Annotated in this window: 13 protein-coding genes and 1 pseudogene; 11 read left to right on the plus strand and 3 right to left on the minus strand. The window is 42.0% G+C overall.

What is annotated here, in order from left to right; all coding sequences use genetic code 11:
• The first annotated feature begins 661 nt into the window (after window positions 1-661).
• The 5 genes and pseudogenes from ACED28_RS21215 to ACED28_RS21235 all read left to right on the plus strand — a co-directional run bounded on the left by ACED28_RS21215 (window position 662) and on the right by ACED28_RS21235 (window position 10,840).
• Entirely contained in the window at window positions 662-4,921 is a 4,260-nt protein-coding gene (locus ACED28_RS21215; protein ID WP_371710686.1) for a CHASE domain-containing protein, read from the plus strand.
• Window positions 4,922-4,930: 9 nt separating this feature from the next.
• The gene (locus tag ACED28_RS21220) at window positions 4,931-6,118 is read left to right on the plus strand and encodes an EAL domain-containing protein (RefSeq protein WP_017097882.1); all 1,188 of its coding nucleotides are present in this window, start codon (window positions 4,931-4,933) and stop codon (window positions 6,116-6,118) included.
• Window positions 6,119-6,265: 147 nt separating this feature from the next.
• Window positions 6,266-7,501, plus strand: coding sequence for an ABC transporter substrate-binding protein (locus tag ACED28_RS21225; protein ID WP_102535132.1), 1,236 nt, complete (start codon window positions 6,266-6,268; stop codon window positions 7,499-7,501).
• Window positions 7,501-9,531, plus strand: a complete 2,031-nt coding sequence (locus ACED28_RS21230) for an ATP-binding protein (protein ID WP_102535133.1) — start codon at window positions 7,501-7,503, stop codon at window positions 9,529-9,531. Before ACED28_RS21225 ends, ACED28_RS21230 begins: the two co-directional genes overlap by 1 nt.
• Before the next feature lie 534 nt (window positions 9,532-10,065).
• Window positions 10,066-10,840 (plus strand): annotated as a pseudogene (locus tag ACED28_RS21235) (transposase).
• 77 nt (window positions 10,841-10,917) lie between these two features.
• On the opposite strand, the gene ACED28_RS21240 reads toward ACED28_RS21235, so the two are convergent.
• Window positions 10,918-12,303 (minus strand): GGDEF domain-containing protein, encoded by a 1,386-nt coding sequence (locus ACED28_RS21240; RefSeq protein ID WP_017096766.1) that lies wholly within the window; start codon window positions 12,301-12,303, stop codon window positions 10,918-10,920.
• A gap of 571 nt (window positions 12,304-12,874) precedes the next feature.
• Here ACED28_RS21240 and ACED28_RS21245 point away from each other — a divergent pair.
• From ACED28_RS21245 to ACED28_RS21260, 4 genes are all read left to right on the plus strand, one after another.
• Complete coding sequence (locus tag ACED28_RS21245) at window positions 12,875-13,363, plus strand: Hsp20 family protein (protein ID WP_017098606.1); 489 nt, start codon at window positions 12,875-12,877, stop codon at window positions 13,361-13,363.
• Window positions 13,364-13,512: 149 nt separating this feature from the next.
• Entirely contained in the window at window positions 13,513-13,755 is a 243-nt protein-coding gene (locus ACED28_RS21250) for a transposase (protein WP_032499864.1), read from the plus strand.
• Window positions 13,756-13,943: 188 nt separating this feature from the next.
• On the plus strand, window positions 13,944-14,651 hold the full coding sequence (locus ACED28_RS21255; protein WP_280604795.1) for a hypothetical protein: 708 nt from the start codon (window positions 13,944-13,946) through the stop codon (window positions 14,649-14,651).
• 57 nt (window positions 14,652-14,708) lie between these two features.
• Entirely contained in the window at window positions 14,709-14,969 is a 261-nt protein-coding gene (locus ACED28_RS21260; protein ID WP_017098102.1) for a hypothetical protein, read from the plus strand.
• Between the two features lie 241 nt (window positions 14,970-15,210).
• Here ACED28_RS21260 and ACED28_RS21265 read toward each other — a convergent pair whose 3' ends face one another.
• Both ACED28_RS21265 and ACED28_RS21270 read right to left on the minus strand, forming a co-directional pair.
• Window positions 15,211-15,387 (minus strand): hypothetical protein, encoded by a 177-nt coding sequence (locus ACED28_RS21265; protein ID WP_157936399.1) that lies wholly within the window; start codon window positions 15,385-15,387, stop codon window positions 15,211-15,213.
• 760 nt (window positions 15,388-16,147) lie between these two features.
• Window positions 16,148-16,981, minus strand: coding sequence for a hypothetical protein (locus ACED28_RS21270; protein WP_069595698.1), 834 nt, complete (start codon window positions 16,979-16,981; stop codon window positions 16,148-16,150).
• Window positions 16,982-17,765: 784 nt separating this feature from the next.
• Between ACED28_RS21270 and ACED28_RS21275 the strand changes: the two genes are divergently transcribed.
• Both ACED28_RS21275 and ACED28_RS21280 read left to right on the plus strand, forming a co-directional pair.
• Complete coding sequence (locus tag ACED28_RS21275; protein WP_017097351.1) at window positions 17,766-17,945, plus strand: TraY domain-containing protein; 180 nt, start codon at window positions 17,766-17,768, stop codon at window positions 17,943-17,945.
• Between the two features lie 343 nt (window positions 17,946-18,288).
• Window positions 18,289-18,654: a hypothetical protein gene (locus ACED28_RS21280; RefSeq protein ID WP_102556372.1), complete on the plus strand. Its 366-nt coding sequence runs from the start codon at window positions 18,289-18,291 to the stop codon at window positions 18,652-18,654.
• Window positions 18,655-18,733 lie beyond the last annotated feature (79 nt).

Below are 18,733 nucleotides of genomic sequence, written 5' to 3' on the forward strand. Positions count from 1 at the left end.
GTAGTCGAAGTTGGGTTGAAGCCTTCGTACGCTGGTACAACACCGAGCATAAGCAGAGTAAGCTAAATTACGTCACGTCACGCCTTCAGAGCGTCACAATGGAAAAGATAAAGATATCTTGAAGCGTCGTGTAGAGGTATTGCTAGCAGCAAAACAGCGAAAGCTTGAGCGGTGGTCTGGTGATATCAGGAACTGTGCGCCTGTTGGTGACATTCACCTAAATCCAGAAAGAGAAGCTGCTTAATAAGCAAGAAAATGATGACAACTACCTTGAAAAACACCGGAATCCCAAGGCTATAATTTTGTAGATTATCAATATGGAATTTCGTTTACACCCGATTTCAGATAATAAGTGCGACAATCCCCTTTAAATTGAAGATTAGACAAAATTCAATCCTAGAAACTCACTCTAACTTTTACCAATCAATCAAGCTCATCTAAGCGGATAGAGCCCTTTCCTTATGTTTGGTGTTGTACTACAACTAGTGGATATACATTTATATTAATTAGGTTCTAGTTTGTTCGTCCTTTTACTGGTTTCGTAAGAATTCGTGTCGTCAATCGTTGATTTGGAGTATGTATGACTGGGAAGCCTCGGGCCATAAAGCTATCTTTAAGTATATTAATATTGTCACTCAGTGCAACAATAGCGTGTTGGTCTATGGCACGAAATTATGTTGAACGCAATGCTGAAAGCCGTTTTACTAATTATACCCAAGACGTTAAAGCGTTGATTCAAAATCGCATGTTGAATTATCAACAGGCCCTCTCAGGGGGCGTTGCTCTATTTGCTGCTTCTGAACAAGTCAATCGTGAGGAGTGGGCGAATTATATCGATAAGTTAAATCTTGGCTTGCATTATCCTGGTATACAGGGGATTGGTGTTTCAATTCCTATTTCGGCGCGAGATAAAGAGGCGCATGTGCAGCAAGTTCGGGCGGAAGGTTTTCCTCAGTATGAGATTAAACCTAAGGGGGCGCGAGATGAATACACGGCCATTATCTATTTGGAGCCTTTTGATGCTCGCAACCGGCAGGCATTTGGCTTTGACATGTATTCTGAAGCCGTTCGGCGTCAGGCTATGTCTACGGCAAGAGATACAGGAAGAGCTGCTTTATCCGGTAGGGTTGAGTTAGTTCAGGAGATTACTGAGGATAAACAAGCTGGTTTTTTGCTTTATTTACCTATCTACAAAACGCTTTATTCCCCTGATACAGTTGAAGAGCGAAGGGAGGCCTTTGTTGGTTATGTTTACAGCCCATTCCGCGCAAGAGATCTCATGCAAGGTATCCTTCAATCTAACGTCTCAACGGTAAGCTTTCGGTTATATGATGGCGCAGAAGACACCCCTAATAGTTTGCTGTATGACGGGAATAGCGCCTTAAGTATTGTGGACGAGCAATTCATATCGACATTTCGACGCTCGGAGGTGATTAATGTTGCAGGTCGAGATTGGACGATCATCTATACTTCTACCCCCGTGTTTGAAGCCGGTCTCGATTTTTCGCTGCCTCGTATTGTTGCTGGAACTGGGGGGCTCTTAAGTATTCTGTTTTTTTTCCTTTTTCGGATGTTGATTGTTTCACATCAAACAACTGAAAAGCTGCATCATGAGGCCTCGGCGAGGAGAGAAGCCGAAGGATCCCTTAAGAGCCTAAACCAGGAGTTAGAAAATCGTGTTAATGAACGCACTCAAGAACTAAAGCGACAAGAAGAGCTCAATCGAATGCTTTTAGAGAGTTTGAGTGAAGGGGTGGTGGCTTGTGGCGCGGACGGAAATTTAACTTTATTTAACCGTACAGCAAGAGAGTGGCATGGATCTGACCCATTACAGATTCCCCCCGAACTCTGGAGTAATTATTACAATTTATATGAAGGTGACGGGCGAACACCGATGGCGAAAGAAAACATACCGTTGCTTAGAGCATTTAATGGTGAGCATATTCAAAATGATCTACTTTGCATAATCGCTAATGGTCAAAGTCCCCGCTTCGTCTTGGCCAGTGGAGCTCCGATTTGTGATCTCGATGGTAAGCGCCTAGGTGCTGTGGTTGCTATGCACGACGTAACTGAAAATAGGCGTCATGAACGTCGTTTCATTGATATTTTTGAGTTTGCACCTGATGCCATACTGATAATAGAGAGGGGGGGTTGTATTACTCAGGCCAACAGCCATTCTGAGGTTGTTTTTAATTGGGGGAAAGATGTACTTAAAGGCCAATTAATAGATCGATTTTTACCTGGTATTTATTCAAATATCAATAGCTCTTTCTTCGAGAATGAAGAATTGGGTGAAGGAGCTCGTGTTGAGCAACTCTCTACCATGGCTAGACGTAAAGGGGGGATTGATTTTCCGGTTGACATTAGTTTAAGCCCTGTTGAGTCGGAAAAGGGCTTGCAGGTGGCCGTCGCTATTCGGGATATTACCCAGCGTGTTCAGTCAGAGAGGAAAAATAAAGAAGCGATGGCTATGCTGAATGCCATTGAAGATGGGGCATTTATCTTTGATCCAGAAACGCTTCGCCACAGCTATGTTAATGAAGGTGCCGTTTGTCAACTTGGTTATTCCAGAGAAGAGTTGTTGGATCTTACTGCCGTTGATTTCAAAGTTGAGTTCGATGAAAACCGTTACCGGAAGTTGCTTGAACCCTTGTTAAATGGCGAACAGCAGGTTGTCCATATTTCTACTGTTCATAAACATAAAGATGGTCATCTCATTCCAGTCGAAGTCAATCTTCAGTACATTTTTCTACCTGGAGGGAAAAGGCGTTGTATTTCAATGGTTAGGGACGTAACCGAACGTCATCAGGCTTTACGACAACTTGAGGAGGCAACCAAGCAGCAAAAAGCGGCCAATTTTGTCATAGAGCAGGAGCGTAAAAAACTTGCCCAACGGGTGTCTGAACGCACAGCGTCATTACGGTCAACAAATGAAAAGCTAGAGCAAGCTCGAATTGAGGCGGAACAAGCAAGCCATGCTAAATCGGCTTTCTTGGCGGCAATGAGCCACGAAATACGGACGCCAATGAACGGGGTTATTGGTATGTTAGAGGTTTTGTCACACAGTCAGCTGGAGTGCCATCAAGTTGATGAAGTTAAAACTATTCATGACTCTGCGTTTGCCCTGCTGAGGCTCATCGATGATATTTTAGATTTCTCAAAAATTGAAGCTGGTAAGCTAGATCTTGAAAAATTTCCGGTATCTGTCGAAGAACTTATAGAAGGGGTATGCTCCTCGCTTGTCTCCGTTTCTGAGAAGCAAGAGGTTGACTTGCAATTATTTATTGCCCCGATTTTTCCTAGTTATATTTTGTCTGATCCAATCCGGTTGCGGCAAATTTTCTATAATTTAATTGGTAATGCAATTAAGTTTAGTGGTGGTCGTAAGGAAAAACGAGGAGACGTCTCAGTCCGCGTGAACATTGTTGATAATAAAATGGTTGTCAATATCGAGGATAACGGCATTGGAATATCGTCGGATGCCTTAGCTATGTTATTTACTTCTTTCTCTCAAGCTGAGTCATCCACAACGCGTCGTTTTGGGGGGTCTGGGTTAGGATTGGCGATCTCGAAGCGCTTAGTGGACTTAATGGGCGGAGATATTAAAGTAAACAGTCAGTTAGGAGAAGGCTCTACGTTCACAGTTAGCTTACCTTTGGCAATTTATCAGAAAGAGATCTTACCACCTTTATCGTTACTCTCAGAGACAAAGTGTATCCTAGTTGAGAACTCAGTATTTGATACTGACGCTCTACGAGTTTACCTCGAGCATTCGGGTGCTAATGTTCAAGTTGTTAGCACCCATTCCGAAGCGTTACGTATTGCTGAGTTGCTTGAAGAGGTTGTCGTTATAATTATTGGTCCGCAAAAACATGTCCCGGAACTTACCATCGCTTTTCTGAAAACATTGAAAAGTTCACGAATTGAAAGTGGGTATATTAGGCACTTGTTGATGACTCGAGATCAGCCTCGGCCCCTGAAATTTGAATCCCCTGAATTTGTTGCTCTAAATTGTAACCTATTGCGGCGAAAAGAGTTTTTACAGTCTGTTTCAGTGGCTGCCGGAATTGTTTCGCCTGAAATAATACTTGATCAAGTGGGGGAAGAGTCTCTGCCGTTAACTGCGGCACCGAGTGTGGCACAAGCCCGTGCAGAAGGACGGTTAATCTTGGTTGCAGAGGATGATAGCATCAACCGAAAAGTCATCCTTAAACAGTTGAGTCTACTAGGTTATGCGGCAGAGGTTGCTGAGAACGGATTGGTGGCTTATCAACTTTGGCAAGAGGGAAGTTATGCGTTGCTATTAACGGATTTACATATGCCGGAAATGGATGGTTATGCATTAACGGAAGCGATACGACAGGATAACTTGGAGAGGGCACAAAAACCTATCCTAGCTTTGACAGCCAACGCTTTGAGAGGTGAAAAGAGTCGAGCCAAGGCGGTAGGAATGAATGATTACCTTACAAAACCTGTCCAGCTTCATTTACTTAAAGAGGCTCTTGAAACATGGTTGCCCAACCAGAATGGAGTGCCTGAACTTGGATTACTTGAAGAGGAACAGCCTAGGGACTCTGAAATATTGACTGTCAGTAAGCTCGCTGAGCTTGTCGGAAATGAGCCAGCTGTTATGTGTGATTTTTTGACTGATTTTTTGAGTTTAATGACAAGACAGCAGGAACAGTTAAGAGCCGCTTCTACCGCTAAGGATATTAGAGAAGTGAGCAGTATCGCTCATAAGCTCAAATCTTCATCTCGTTCAGTGGGCGCGATGAGATTAGGTGACTTGTGTGCCGAGCTTGAAAATGCTTGTACTATAGGTGATGTCGCAGTGGTGGAGTTGACCATGACTCTGTTAGATAAGTGTTTTGCAGAGACGGAAGAGGAAGTGATCTGCTACCTTGATAAAAAAATTATATAGGAGAAGTGTATGGCGATAATGTTGATTGACGATGAGCCGTTTTTAATGAAGTTGCTTGCTCATCAATTAAAGGATTTTGTGAATGAAAAGGTTGTTGTTCATCAATATGAACATGCTGTTGATGCTCTTCAAAAATTAGAAATGCATCCTGAAGAGGTAGAACTAATTTTTTGTGATCTGCAGATGCCAAAGATGGACGGAGTAGAGTTTGTCCGTCACTTGGGGCGTATAGGCTACCAGGGAGGTGTTATTTTGATGAGTGGTGAAGAACAAGCCATTCTAGACAGTGCTAAAAAGCTGGCAACCACTTATCAACTTAATATTTTTGGTTGTCTCCATAAGCCTTTTAGTCCCACTCAGTTAAAAGAAATTATTGAGCATCAGGCCGCTCATCTAGAGACGGAATGTTTTGATGACCTGAAAGAGTATTCTGAAGCTGATCTGCGTCGAGCTATTCAACAAGGTGAGCTAATCAATTACTACCAACCACAGGTCAGGCTTCGAGATGGTGAAATTGTCGGTGTAGAAGCTTTGGTACGTTGGCAACACCCTAAAGATGGCCTAGTGTTACCTGATAAATTTATCCCACTTGTTGAAGAGTATGGACTGATAGATGACTTGACGATGGTTGTCTTAGCTAATGCTCTGGAACAGAGCAAACGTTGGCAATCTGTGGGCGCAAAGCTTTGTATGTCAATCAATATTTCAATGGAAAGTCTGACGTCCTTGGAGTTTCCAGATAAGATTCAAAACATTGCACATGAGGCTAGAGTCCCATTGTCAAACTTAGTCTTGGAAGTAACGGAAAGCCGGCTGATGAATGATCGGCAGTTAGCGTTGGACATCCTGACACGACTGCGACTTAAAGGTGTTGCTTTATCTATTGATGACTTTGGGACGGGGTATTCCTCGTTGGCCCAGTTACGAGATATTCCATTCAGTGAGCTTAAGATCGACCGAAGTTTTGTGCATGGGGCCCATAAAAATAAGTCTTTACGCGTGATTTTTGAAGCCAGTTTCAAGATGGCCCAGCAATTAGGAATGCAGACCGTGGCTGAGGGAGTGGAAGATCTTGAGGATTGGGTGTATTTACGTAAGATAGGGTGTGATGTCGCACAGGGTTACTTTATTGCCAAGCCAATGTCTGAAAATCATTTATCTCGATGGTTAGATGAATGGGAAGGCGTCGAGAGCTAACCCTCAATTCAAGAGTAAATGGTGTCAATATTGAATCACTTATGCACCTCTGCCGTACTTTTCCTCCTAAATCATTTGCAAGTCTAAATATCTAGTCTAGAATTCAAATCATAAATAAAACAATAACTTATATTAAGGGGGCTCGGAATGAAAAAATGGCTTAAATCTACAGTCATCGGCTTATTTGTGGTTGGCTCTACGCCAGCTATAACAGCCCCTTCTGTTCTCAAAGTATATCTAGACTCGGATCGAACCGTGCATCTAGCCTCAGCGGAGGCAATAGAAATGGGTGTGAAAACGGCTTTTTCTCAGCATGGTAATCAACTTTTTGGCATTCCAGTAGAGTTCGAAGTACTTGACCATCGTGGGAATACGGCGCGAAGCAAGCTCAATATGCAGCGCTACCAGAAAGACCCTAATGGAATTGTTTTCTTCGCCGGGTTGCATTCTTCCCCCCTGATAAAATATCGCGATTATATCAATGAAAGTGAACTGTTGATTTTGGTGCCATGGGCTGCAGGCGGTCCTATAACTCGCTACCCGTCTGAGAAGAATTTCGTATTTCGCCTCTCTGTTGACGACACAAAAGTTGGGGGGAAACTGGTCTCAACAGCAATCAATAATGGTTGCCAATCTGTTGACTTATTATTAGAAAAAACGCCTTGGGGTAAGTCTAATTACAAAACGATTTTCCAATCAGTAGCCGACCACAGCACACACTTAAAAGCTCGGGTTACTTGGTTTAATTGGGGAATTGACGAGGCTCTGGCTCGTGTGATAGCCGCCGATCTTAATCGAACCGGCGTTGAATGTGTCCTGTTTGTAGGGAATTCACGAGAAGGCCCCTTATTAGTCAAAGCTCTCTCTGATCTTGAACAACCACCAAAAATTTTCAGTCATTGGGGGATCACCGGAGGTGGTTTCTCTCAGCGAGTTTCATTTGATGCTCGCCAGAGAACTGCCTTAAGCTTTGTTCAATCTTGTTTTAATTTTTATAGCTCTCCGGAGAACGATCTATCGAAGGAGGTATACCGCCAAGCTACGGCGCTATTCCCTGATAAGTTTACAAATGATTTTATTGACGCCCCAGCTGGCTTTGTGCATGGCTATGATCTGGCTAAAGTATTTATTCAAGCCGCACAAAGTATCACCCTCACCGATGATATGGTGAATAATCGACAGCTACTTAAGCTGGCGTTGGAGCAGGTGGACACACCGGTTCAAGGTTTGGTAAAGACGTATGAACAACCATTTAGCGTTTATGACGTGGCACATCCTGATGCTCATGAGGCGCTAGGAGCCGATGATTTGTGCATGGCGAGGTACACTCAAGTGGGAGCCATCAAGCTGTTAGATTCAGCTAAGATTAATAAGGCAGATTAATGATCTATAAAGCTCGACCAAAACTCAGTGGTATTCAGCTTTACGGTGTATTTTTGTTTATCTCGATGGTTGTGTTCGCTCTTATCACTTATGGACTTTTAGAGCAGCAAGCTCAGCAATCAATAAGAAACCTGGAGAAAATCAATACCTCAATTAAACTAAGTACGGCAGAGAGTTATATTAGCCAATCCCTGAATAATACCGAAAATTTAGCGATGAAAATTGCCTCACATCAAGTGGTGATTTCTACCGCTTTAGGGGGGGGTGCTACACCACAAGAGATTAGTGATAGACTAGCAATCGTGAAACCAGTGACGGGTAAGCACTATATTGTGATCTTGGATATTCTTGGTGACCCAATTTATCAAGAGTTAACCTTACCGGATGAACTGTTCGCTCAACTGCACACTAAGATTGAACAAGGAGATCTATCGAGTGTGTTTAGGGTATTTACCTTTCAAGATGATAGTAATAACTTAATGGTTGCTCTTCCAATACTGTACAACGGTTTTCTAGAAGGTTTACTTGTGTATGTGAAGCCATTTGATATTGACGCCTTTTTATCACCGTTGAGGTTCTCCGAACAATATCAAGTAAGTTTAATTCAAAGCGATAATAGTTGGGGTATGCCTCCCCCAATTGATTGGACGCAACATACAACATACCTCCCTAGATACGACTTGGATTTAGTTTACAGTATTAACCCTGCTATCTATCAAAACAATCGTAACCAATTTATCCGTTCACTCATCGTTGCGTTATCGATAGCTGGTGCGTTGACATATATATTGGTCTATTTTACAGGTAAAAAGCTCCTCATATCTCCTTATCAGTCACTAGAAAAGTCTGAGCGCCGATTAAAAAAAGTAGCCATTGAAGCCCAAACCGCAAGTGTCGCTAAATCACAATTCATAGCCTCTATTAGTCATGAGTTGAGAACCCCTATGAACGGGGTTTTGGGGGCAGCTCAACTGCTGACACAGTGTAAAAATAAAGATGAGCGTCATGAGCTTGAACAAACCTTGCTCTCTTCCGGGCACCATATGATCTCAATTCTCAACGATATACTAGATTTTTCTAAAATTGAGGTTGGTAAGCTGACGCTTAATCTTTCTGAATTTAAACTGGCTGACCTACACAATAAAATTGAAAATAGTTATCGACCCTTATGCTTAGATAAAGGTATAACGTTTGAAGGAACGGCCTATTCTGAAACATCAATACACCTAGTTGCCGATGAGACCCGGTTAGCACAGATAGCTCTTAATCTTCTCAATAATGCGTGGAAGTTTACTCAAAAAGGGGAGATCCATTTTTCTACCCGGCTCACGCAAATGAATAACAACGATTATCTAGAAATTAAGGTGTCTGATACGGGAATTGGTATCCCCGCAGAGAAACAAGCAACGATATTTGACCCATTCACTCAGGGCGATGGGAAAACTACGCGTAAATTTGGCGGGACTGGACTTGGCTTAACTATTATTTCCAAGCTCGTAGATACTATGCATGGCACGCTTAACTTGGAAAGTAAAGTAGGTGTAGGGACACGCTTTATCATTTGCGTGCCTGTCAAAGTTGTATCACAGCCTAGAGAGCAAATAAATGAACCAATGAAGTTATTTAATGGCGAAGGGCTGAAAGCTTTGATTGTTGAAGACAATCGTGTAAATAGCATCATCCTATCTAAATTCCTAAAGAAAAGAGGTTTTAAGTGTGATATTGCCCTTGACGGACAAAAAGGTTTTGAGCAAGCGAGCAGAACCTTTTATGACGTAATCATGATGGATAACCATATGCCTATTATGGATGGTACTGAGGCTACGAAACGTATTAAGGCTTTATCTTCACCCTATAGTGATAGCATCGTCATCGCTTGTACCGCTGATGCCTTCGAGGAAAACCTAACTAAAATGCGTGAGGTTGGCTGCGCAGAAATCATCACAAAACCAGTCAATGAGGGGGTGTTAGATTCGGTCTTTAATCAATATCTGTCAAACCAAGCTGTAGAAAAGGCCAACAGTCCATAAATTAATCTGCATGACTAGCTTTGGGCACAGAGAGAAATGTTAGGTATAAAAAGCATAGTTTTCATATTCAGTTTGGTTGTGTAACAGTAATCTTATGCTCCGGGCGTTTTTGCGGGGAGGTCACTATTGCCCAGCTCTTTCTAAAATTCCTCGACACCCTTGTCTCAGTTTTTTCCCAAAAAGATTGACAATCGCTGTTCTAACGCCATGAGCTTATAGTGTACATACTTGTCGCCGAGTTTGGTTATCCGGTTTAACTTAGGCTTTTACTCGTGAAACATTATTTCGGAACCAAGCAAATAAACCGCAGTTTTTATTAAATAGAGAACCTTTTGCTTTTGGAAGCGAGTGTCATTGTAGCGGTTTGGCAGCTAATTCCTTGATTCTTCATGACTCGTTGAATATTGGCAGCGCTAAACACATACGCTTGAGCGGGTAGCTTGCTATGAGTAAGTATATAACCAATGTGGTTCAATGGAACTAAATCAAGAACCTACGATCTGGTCAGCTACATCCACTCTCTCTCGCAGCCCTATTCCTAAACCTCTTTACAAAACAACCAACTGGAAGCAATACAACCAATCACTCATTAACCGTGGTTCTCTGACCTTTTGGTTTGATGAAGAGGCGATAAGCGGTTGGGCGCAAAGCAAACAGAATAAGCGCGGGAGACCACGTCGGTTCAGTGATTTGGCTATCACGACAGCACTCATGGTGAAACGCGTGTTTTCTATGCCACTGAGAGCGCTACAAGGATTTGTCGACTCGCTATTTAGATTTCCATGTTCCATTAAGTTGTCCACATTACACCTGCATCAGCGTAGAGCTAAGCAAGTTGGGGGCTCATTTAAGGAGCAATACAGCACCTAGCCACTGATGTTACTGGCCTTAAGGTTTATGGCGAAAGCACATATTGCAGTCGATACAAGCACTCATGAAATTATTGCAGCCGAGCTAAGTTTATCGACGGTTACAGATGGAGAAGTCCTCCCTAACTTACTGAAACAAACACGCCGAAGCCTCCTTGAGGTGTCTGGTGATGGCGCTCACGACACGAGAGCGTGGTCACCCCCGAAATCTCGCCGTGGGTTGCCAGAAGTTATACGGCTCACATAAGTATTGGAAAGAGCGGTATGGATACCACAGACGTTCACTGTCAGAAACAGCGATGTATCGAGTTAAACAGTTGCTAGGAGGGCGATTGAGCTTAAGAAATTACAATGCGCAGGTGGGTGAAACTTACGCGATGATAAAAGCGTTGAACAAGCTTACTGGGTTAGGTATGCCTGAAACTTGTCGTATTGACTAAAAAGCATGCGAAACGGGGTAGCTCTATCTCTAAATTTAATTACGCAACAAAACCGCTCTTAGGATTTCTCGATGCCGCTAAAAATTGTCATAAGTTTTGCGTTCACTCTTATCGTGAGCGAGACATATTCTATTTCGCCCCTGTTTCTTTGCTTCATATAAAGCATTATCCGCTAGCTTAATCACCTCTTTGACTGTCTCCGCTTGTGAGAGGCTAGCGCATCCTATAGAGATGGTCACTTGCTGATCTGATTCGTATTCTAGGGGGGCTGTGAGGTTTTGTTCACTCACCAATATTCTTAAGTTATCAGCGATCTTGCTGGCGATTTCAAGATCTGTTTGAAGAAGTAAAATAGTGAATTCCTCTCCACCATAACGACAAACTAGATCAGAAGAGCGTGTATTGTTTTTCAGAACATTAGCGACGAGCTGCAAAACTTTGTCCCCTAGTAAGTGCCCATAGGTATCATTGAATTGCTTAAAAAAATCAATATCTATTAATAGTAAACTATTTATTTCCTGGTTCAGGTTTTGTTGCTCAAATACTGCTTGGATTTTTTGATCGAACTCTGATCGGTTATACAATCCAGTTAACCGGTCAGTAATTGCGGATTTATGGAGTTGTTTTTCAAGGAGGCGTCTACGTTTATCGAATTGCTCATAAGTAATACCACTAGCCAGCATTGTAAAGGTGATATACGTACAGACCACCACTACATAGATAGCAAAACCGCTGGTTTCATCATCCAAAATATAAGTGGTGAGAAAGCCGCCAGCTAGGCAAAATAACAACCCAAAGATTAACTGCGTACGCGCTATTTTCGCTCCTAAAGTAGGTAATAAGAGTGTTTTAAGTGCGCCTCGGTGGGCTGTGAGACCAAAAATTGATATGGTTAAAAAGAACCCTAATATAGTGGTGACCGGAGACATCTGGCCATAAAATGAATCAATACCATAAGCGTAACCAACGGCTGAGACAAATGGGAGGAAAATAGCGGTAATGGCAAAAATTTGTATTAGATACCAAGGACGTCTATTTAAGAGGAAAAAAATGGCTATGACAGCAAAAAGTTGCATTACTGATGTATTAAACCCCATCTCGATGGGAGACTCTGCGTGAAGTGGGGTATCAAAAAAGATGAAATAACTTAGAACAGGGTCAATTAAATTAATTCCAGTACTTTGTTGATAGAAACGAATGACAAGTATGAAAAAAGCAAGGCTTACGAGGCTTCTGGTTATCTTCAGACTCTTTTTCCGCCAAATACAGGCGCAAGAAAGAAGTAAAAAGATAAAAGCAGTTATAGGATGCGTAGCTGCCCCATGGCTTGTTGGTCGATAGAGCCATTTAATATCAAAAAGATAGGAAGCTAAAATGAGAACAGACAAAGCTGCAATCACCTTGCAGAAAACTTGGCTGTAAAAAAGAGTGAGTGAAGTGAGTGCTCGTTTTTTTTTTGCCATTTATATATCGCCTTCATTGGGTGTCTTAGGACTTAACTTTTATAGATAATGATTCAATCTAGGAGATTTTTCCCAAATACTGCGTTTAATATTATCATTAATAAGGATGGGGATCCCGCCTTCGGTTTCAGGCCTATCGAACTAAATTTGGGTTCACACTAAGTACCATTACGTTAAATAAATCATCACATGGCTATTGATTTTTCAAACATAACCCGCACATAAGCATAGAGTCACATTCATAAATCACCTTCCATTTGATTTGATAGTAATCTCTTGTGACTCAACCAACCGATCTCGACCCCATGCCACCCGCGTAATTCATATCGTGGAATATTGCCCATCAGAGAGTAGAGAGACCGTCTAATTATGAACTATTTTTGTCTCGTCATTATAGATAGGATATAACAATTTCATATAAAAAAACTAATTCAATGAGAAATTGCTATATAAAAACTATTGAAATAATTGTTCGTAAACACTATAAAAAACCTTGAAAAGGTTGTCTTATCAAGAGGCCTTTTCATCACTCTTGTTTTTATTTTGTATTGCTTCTTATGGAGGATATATTATGAGCTCAATTGACCTATCTCCACTATACCGTAGTAGTGTTGGGTTTGACCGTCTAGCATCATTAATTGATCATGCCATGACCAGTGAAACTGCTATCAACGGTTACCCACCATATAACATTGAAGTTCTAAAAGAGAATCGCTATGCCATCACCCTGGCCGTAGCCGGATTTACTCAGGAAGAGCTTGATATTCAAGTAGAAAAGAGCGTGCTAAGTGTACGTGGGCAAAAATGTGCTGATAAAGAAAATAAATATCTGTATCAGGGTATCGCCAATCGTACATTCGAACGTAAGTTCAACTTAGCTGATTATGTTGAAGTTACGGATGCAGATCTTTCTAACGGATTGTTAACTATTACTCTGGTGAAAGAGATACCTGAAGCTATGAAGCCTAAGTCCATCACTATCAATAAAAACTGTGATGTATTAGAGCATAAGGCTGAAGAGACAAGCACCAAAGATAATAAAGCTGCTAAAGGAGAATGATAGTGTGAAAGCACATTATCATTTTTGAAAGGGGAACGGCTCCCAATCGGGAGCTGTTCTTGTGTCTAAATCTGGGTTCACAATATCCCTATCTGGCAGGGTAGTTGTCACTGTTAAAATTTAACCAGTTTGGGCGATAAAGAGTAATTGTGTCTCGTATCTCAGTAGAAAGAAAAGAAGCTATATTGAAGAAGCTGCTGCCTCCCTATTCGATGTCAGTTAAAGAAGTGTCCGAAGAGGAAGGAATTAGCACTGCGACCCTGTATTATTGGCGCCCGCAACTCAGAAGTTCAGGAGCCACCGTGCCAAAGAGCAACACTTCATCAGAGCAGTGGTCTGCTCAAACTAAACTCGCCATTGTCGCTGAAACCTATTCAATGACCGAAAATTAACTGCTCAAGTTGGTGGACTTAAAGAGGCTATTAGTTCTTATTTTGAGCCGGAAACACAGAAACAAAGCTCGAGCGAGCATCCTGTCAGGACGATTGCTGTTAGTTCTGAAATTGATAATGATCTAGGTATTAGAGGTAGTTCAGCTAAGGATAATAGTAAGAAAACAGCACTGGATTCGGTGAGTTACTTGTCTACACGAGTAACAGCGAATTTAACACCATTATTATCTAGTGAAACAATAAATAAGCTACAAGATGCGCTAAGCGAAGGCAATATTTCATTTAAATTTATTCAGAATATCGCCTTGAATAAAGGGGATCTGAGTCTAGTTCGTGAACTGGCGCTTTCTACTGTCCCTAAACAAGAGAAAAATTATTCAGGGCATCTAGGATTAATAGTGGACTCACTTTCACACAAACGTCCAAATGTAAGCGCCACTATGCAAGGTTTACAAGGTTTTATTGATACATCGGCCTTGCAATGGCATGAAAAAACGGCAAAAAAACCTGAAGACGCGCTTGATGCGAATGCTCATGCTCGTTTTGATGGGGATTTAATGAGTTCAGCTTTGGATCAAATGTCGAAAAGTGACCTGAAAGCGACATTAACGCAATTGGAAGGTGCTTTTGGTCAGCGTTTACGAGGCGTTTTTAGGTTGGTTGCTGAACAAGTTCCGTCGTCATATCTGGCGCAAGGTGACAATGTTTTAATCTCGACTGCCATGCGTTTCAGTGGCCTAGTAGAAGGCTTGATGACGGCATTGGGTGAAAAGTTGGGTGAAGCGACCGACGTTCGGTTCAAGGATTGTGATTTCGTTAGTGAGCTTTCAGAACTAACAGCGATTGAGAAGGCGGCATTAATCAAAGTAGGAATTAAAGAAGAAATGTTGCTCTAATTTTCCCTTCGAGCGGTAACGACTGTTTTTATAATTCACACATAATGGAGGTTTTCTGTGTCAAAATGGCCGATTAGTTTTTTATTTGAGAAGAATCAATCTCGCCTGGAAGTCGCTGTTATTGACTTGGATGTAAAGCAAAGGATAAGTGATTTTTATCAGCTTGCTCAAAAACGATACTTGTTAGAAGAATTTTTATTACTTCTAAATCGTAGTCAATACAATGTTTTTCAAAATGACGTACTCTCTTGCCTTTATCGCTTGGGTATAAAGAGAGTCGATTTAAAAGTGGGCAGTAAAACGTTGAATATTTTATAAAACTCTGACCAGAACGTTATATAAGGGCTTCAAGGAAGGTAATAACCGTAGTCTTTCGGTCTTTTTGTGACGTTGTCACAATGAAAGTTGGGTGAGGCGATCATTCCCCTCACTCAATTAGTACCTGAATATGATAACAATAAGGCCGATGGGTAGTCGTCGCTAAACCAAGACAACAACATATAACGCTCCTAACTGTTCATTAGATGAGTAGTACAAAGGTCTGTGAGATCCGATACAGTTAGGCTTGCGATGGATATTCTTTCTCTACATTACTCTTGTGGCCAATCACCAAATGCACTGTAGGGTTCTGTGGTTTAACTGAAATTGCGATTTTCATGTTCATGTTACGGTTGTTTTGCAAGTAACCGACCGCCGCATTTAGTTCTGGAACATACTGAGCCACACCCACCGACACTCCACCTTCCGTTGTTTGAGTGAAAAATAGGAAGTGTCATATCCGTCCTTTTCTCTTCTAGTAACCCATGTGTTTTTCTAGGCTAACAGCGTAAGAAGAGAAACACCTCGAAGTAATACTAATTTATGCTCCCTGAGTTTGAATTACCCTCTGACGCTGATAAATCGAAACGCTAATCTTAGTATTCAAGGGGCCATTCATTTTGTAAAACAGCAAGCTTAAGCGGCTGAATAAGAACCGTGACCATTTAATGAAATTAAGAAGAAAGCCTCTCACAGCGCCATACTGCTCTTTTTAGGCTGCAATATTGACAGCACTAAAAACCCTCGCCCTGCTAAGCCATACCATCCGGATGAAGGTGGACGTTAAGTAAGGAGATGATGAAAGGGAGCCACCTGACTCAGCGTTTAATCGAAGAAGGTCCCTGTCGTATGACAAAAGAAGGTTGCCGCGCCGTTTTTTTTGCTTGTCCTTAAGTATTTATTTTTCTATTGATTTAATTATTTATCTTTATACGTAGTGTTCATAAGCGCAGCCCCTTATTGATGGCCATTATAGCGGTCTTTTTTATCCTTCCTTTCTTGCACGGCCTTTCTTATAAAAAACCGTGAATAGAGAAATCCCTTCCGAATGAGACTGCGTGCGCAAGATAACCCTGAATAACCTGTTGGGAGAAACCAGAAAAATGAGAGATAAAGCAGGGTAGGATAAGGTTCAGACGTGCTGATCCCTCCGCTTTCGCGGAGACAAAAATATCCCTTTAATTAGGGGCTAAGTCGGGTTGATACTCACTAAAGAAGGCTGAGGTTGTTTGAGCGTACATGTTTAATGTTGACGCATTGAAGATCTCTTGTATCCCTGACGCGATCTTACGGAAAGAGAGCCACTGAAAGCTCAGTCCTTTCTTGGTCTGGCGTTCCCGTGTTGCGAGGATCAATTCGCTGATGTTGGTGTAACGCACGACTTTTAAGTCATTAAAGAAGCGAGGTGTAAACTGTTTGTACGCGGGTGCACTGCGTATCGTCCCTTCGTCTTGGTCGACACACACATTGATCCGCTCACTGTGAAAATAGCTGGCACGCTTTAGATACTTCACCGCTTTAGCAAAGGACTTCGGCGAAATAAACTCTCCAAAGCGCAACGCATAATCTTCTTGAAGCTGGTCGTAGCTGATGGTTTTCAATCCCGCTTCGGTGGGCAAACCGATGCGCCCGCCAATGAGGTCTGTGTTCGGCAGAGTGCACGCTAATACTTTCGCAATTAAGGTGCGACACTGCACATTATTCACCGCTTCACCGCCCCATGCATTAAGTGACGGGAAACGATTGGGGTTGGTAATAAATTCTTCACACCCTTTTAAGATCCGCGCGTATTCTGGCGGCAGGGTTTCTACTTTACCGCTTCGAAGCAACCGGCGAGACTTGAATCCGATCTCAAAAGGCGTCTTAGGGTTCCGCGCGTTCTCTTCTTCAACGACACGTTGATACAATTCAATCAAATCCAGTTTCCGATCCTTACGCTTACGGCGATACTCCGCATCGTAACTCGATTTATCGAGCGGGGGAGGGGAGGAGTCGTGTCCAGGCGTCTTCATAACATTCACCGTCCACGTTTAAAACACACAGCACTTCATCCCGAGGGATAAACAAGCGGTGTGATTGAGAATGTGTTGTTTGGGCTTTAGCCCACGCCAAGGCTGAGTCAAATGCGTCATATTTTGAGGTCCAATAGGTTTTTGAGGTTGTTCAGATTCCACACCAAACAATGAAATTTCAACCTATCTCAACCGAAAAAATAAATCAAACGCCGGTTTTTTAGACACAAAAAAGCCGTCTACTATTGGAAAGACGGCTTTTTTGCGAATGCTATATAGTCGAGTTGGAGGCCCAACACACTCTAAACCTTAAGAAAACACACTACATAAGGCACTACTGGTTAGCGAGCAATGTCGTGTGTTTTAACTTTATAGACCTCATGTAAGTATAGCGTGTCGTCGCCTGGTATTTCAATCTTTAAGTAACCTTGTGGTTTTTTCCTTTACATAATCTAAATAATACGCACGGATAAAAAACCGATAAATAACAGAAAGATAACAAATAACCTTAGAAAAATTTATAGCACATTGAGGGAGTGAAATTAAAATAATTAATATATTAATTATGCCTAATAACAATAGCGCCAACATTAAAACCCCATTTATTTTCTTTAAAATCAGCACCTTAATTTGGTGCGTATTATTTAGATTATGTTAAATTCAAGAAATGATAAGTAAGTCACAAACTCAACAAAATTAGACGCCAGTGAGCGATTACATGACTCATTGATGTTTCGGTCTAAACGAGAGCGTTTCGGTTTTTTCTATTTAGGAAGACTTTTGTATGAATTTTAAATCAGAATGTAGGGTTGAGAACAAGGAAGTCGGTATCGCTTTTAATCTCTCATCAAAGGCGAATAAAACGTTAACGCTCTCGGCGAAAAGAGCAGAGCGGGCCAAAAAGCGCGAAGGGAAACTTCGATTAGAAGATCACCTCAAACGTTTTCCTAATTGGTCGCTGTAACGAATGAGATTGCCGTCTGGGATTATTACCTCAGATGGCCTCGAAGGTGGGCTGCCTTCACGATTGCAAAAAGCGCCGCAGAGGGGCGCAGGCCTGCGTAATATGCCTAACAAATTCAGGAGCCCTCTCTGGGGCGACGTCCAAGGCTGTTTTTCTACTCAATTAAGCACGCTGGTTGAGTGGTGAAATAGAGTTACTTGGGAATACCAGACACCACATCCTTTGGATGTGCGCATTCTACTACAAGAATGCTCAAGCCAGTTTGTAGCACGGCTCTTGAAAGAGAGCCCATCGTTTTGTTTTTTAAAAGAACAAAACAATGTCCTAACAAGGAGTGTGAACGATGCAGATTATCTACGGATATTGTCGTGAAGATGAGGCCGTGAGTTTATTAGGCCACTTTGTTGAACAAGGTGATTTTGTCAGCGTCAAAGAACTGGGAACGGTTGGGCGTGAACACATGGCGTTTGCCGCTTTGTTGCCTTTTACTGGGCACCTTACATTTCCTTTCTGTTGGAAGGGCGTTCATTTGGTTGCGGTTCAAAAACAAGCTCAGTCAGTTAATCGTCTCACTCTCCCAACCTCAAATAATGCTTGTAAAAAACGTTATCGGAAGCTTAAGAACACCATCATTAGCGCTCAAAATTGGAAGCAACATGTGAGCCGTAATCGTGGTTTGAAGTACGCGAAATCTTCGATGTTTTCTTAAGGATGTGGGAGGGAGCCCCCTTTCCCTCCATCCTGACCATGTACTTGATAAATTTATCACTCAATAAGGATATTTATTA

Source organism: Vibrio sp. 1F253 (assembly GCF_041439295.1).
GTDB classification, from domain to species: Bacteria; Pseudomonadota; Gammaproteobacteria; order Enterobacterales; family Vibrionaceae; genus Vibrio; species Vibrio tasmaniensis_A.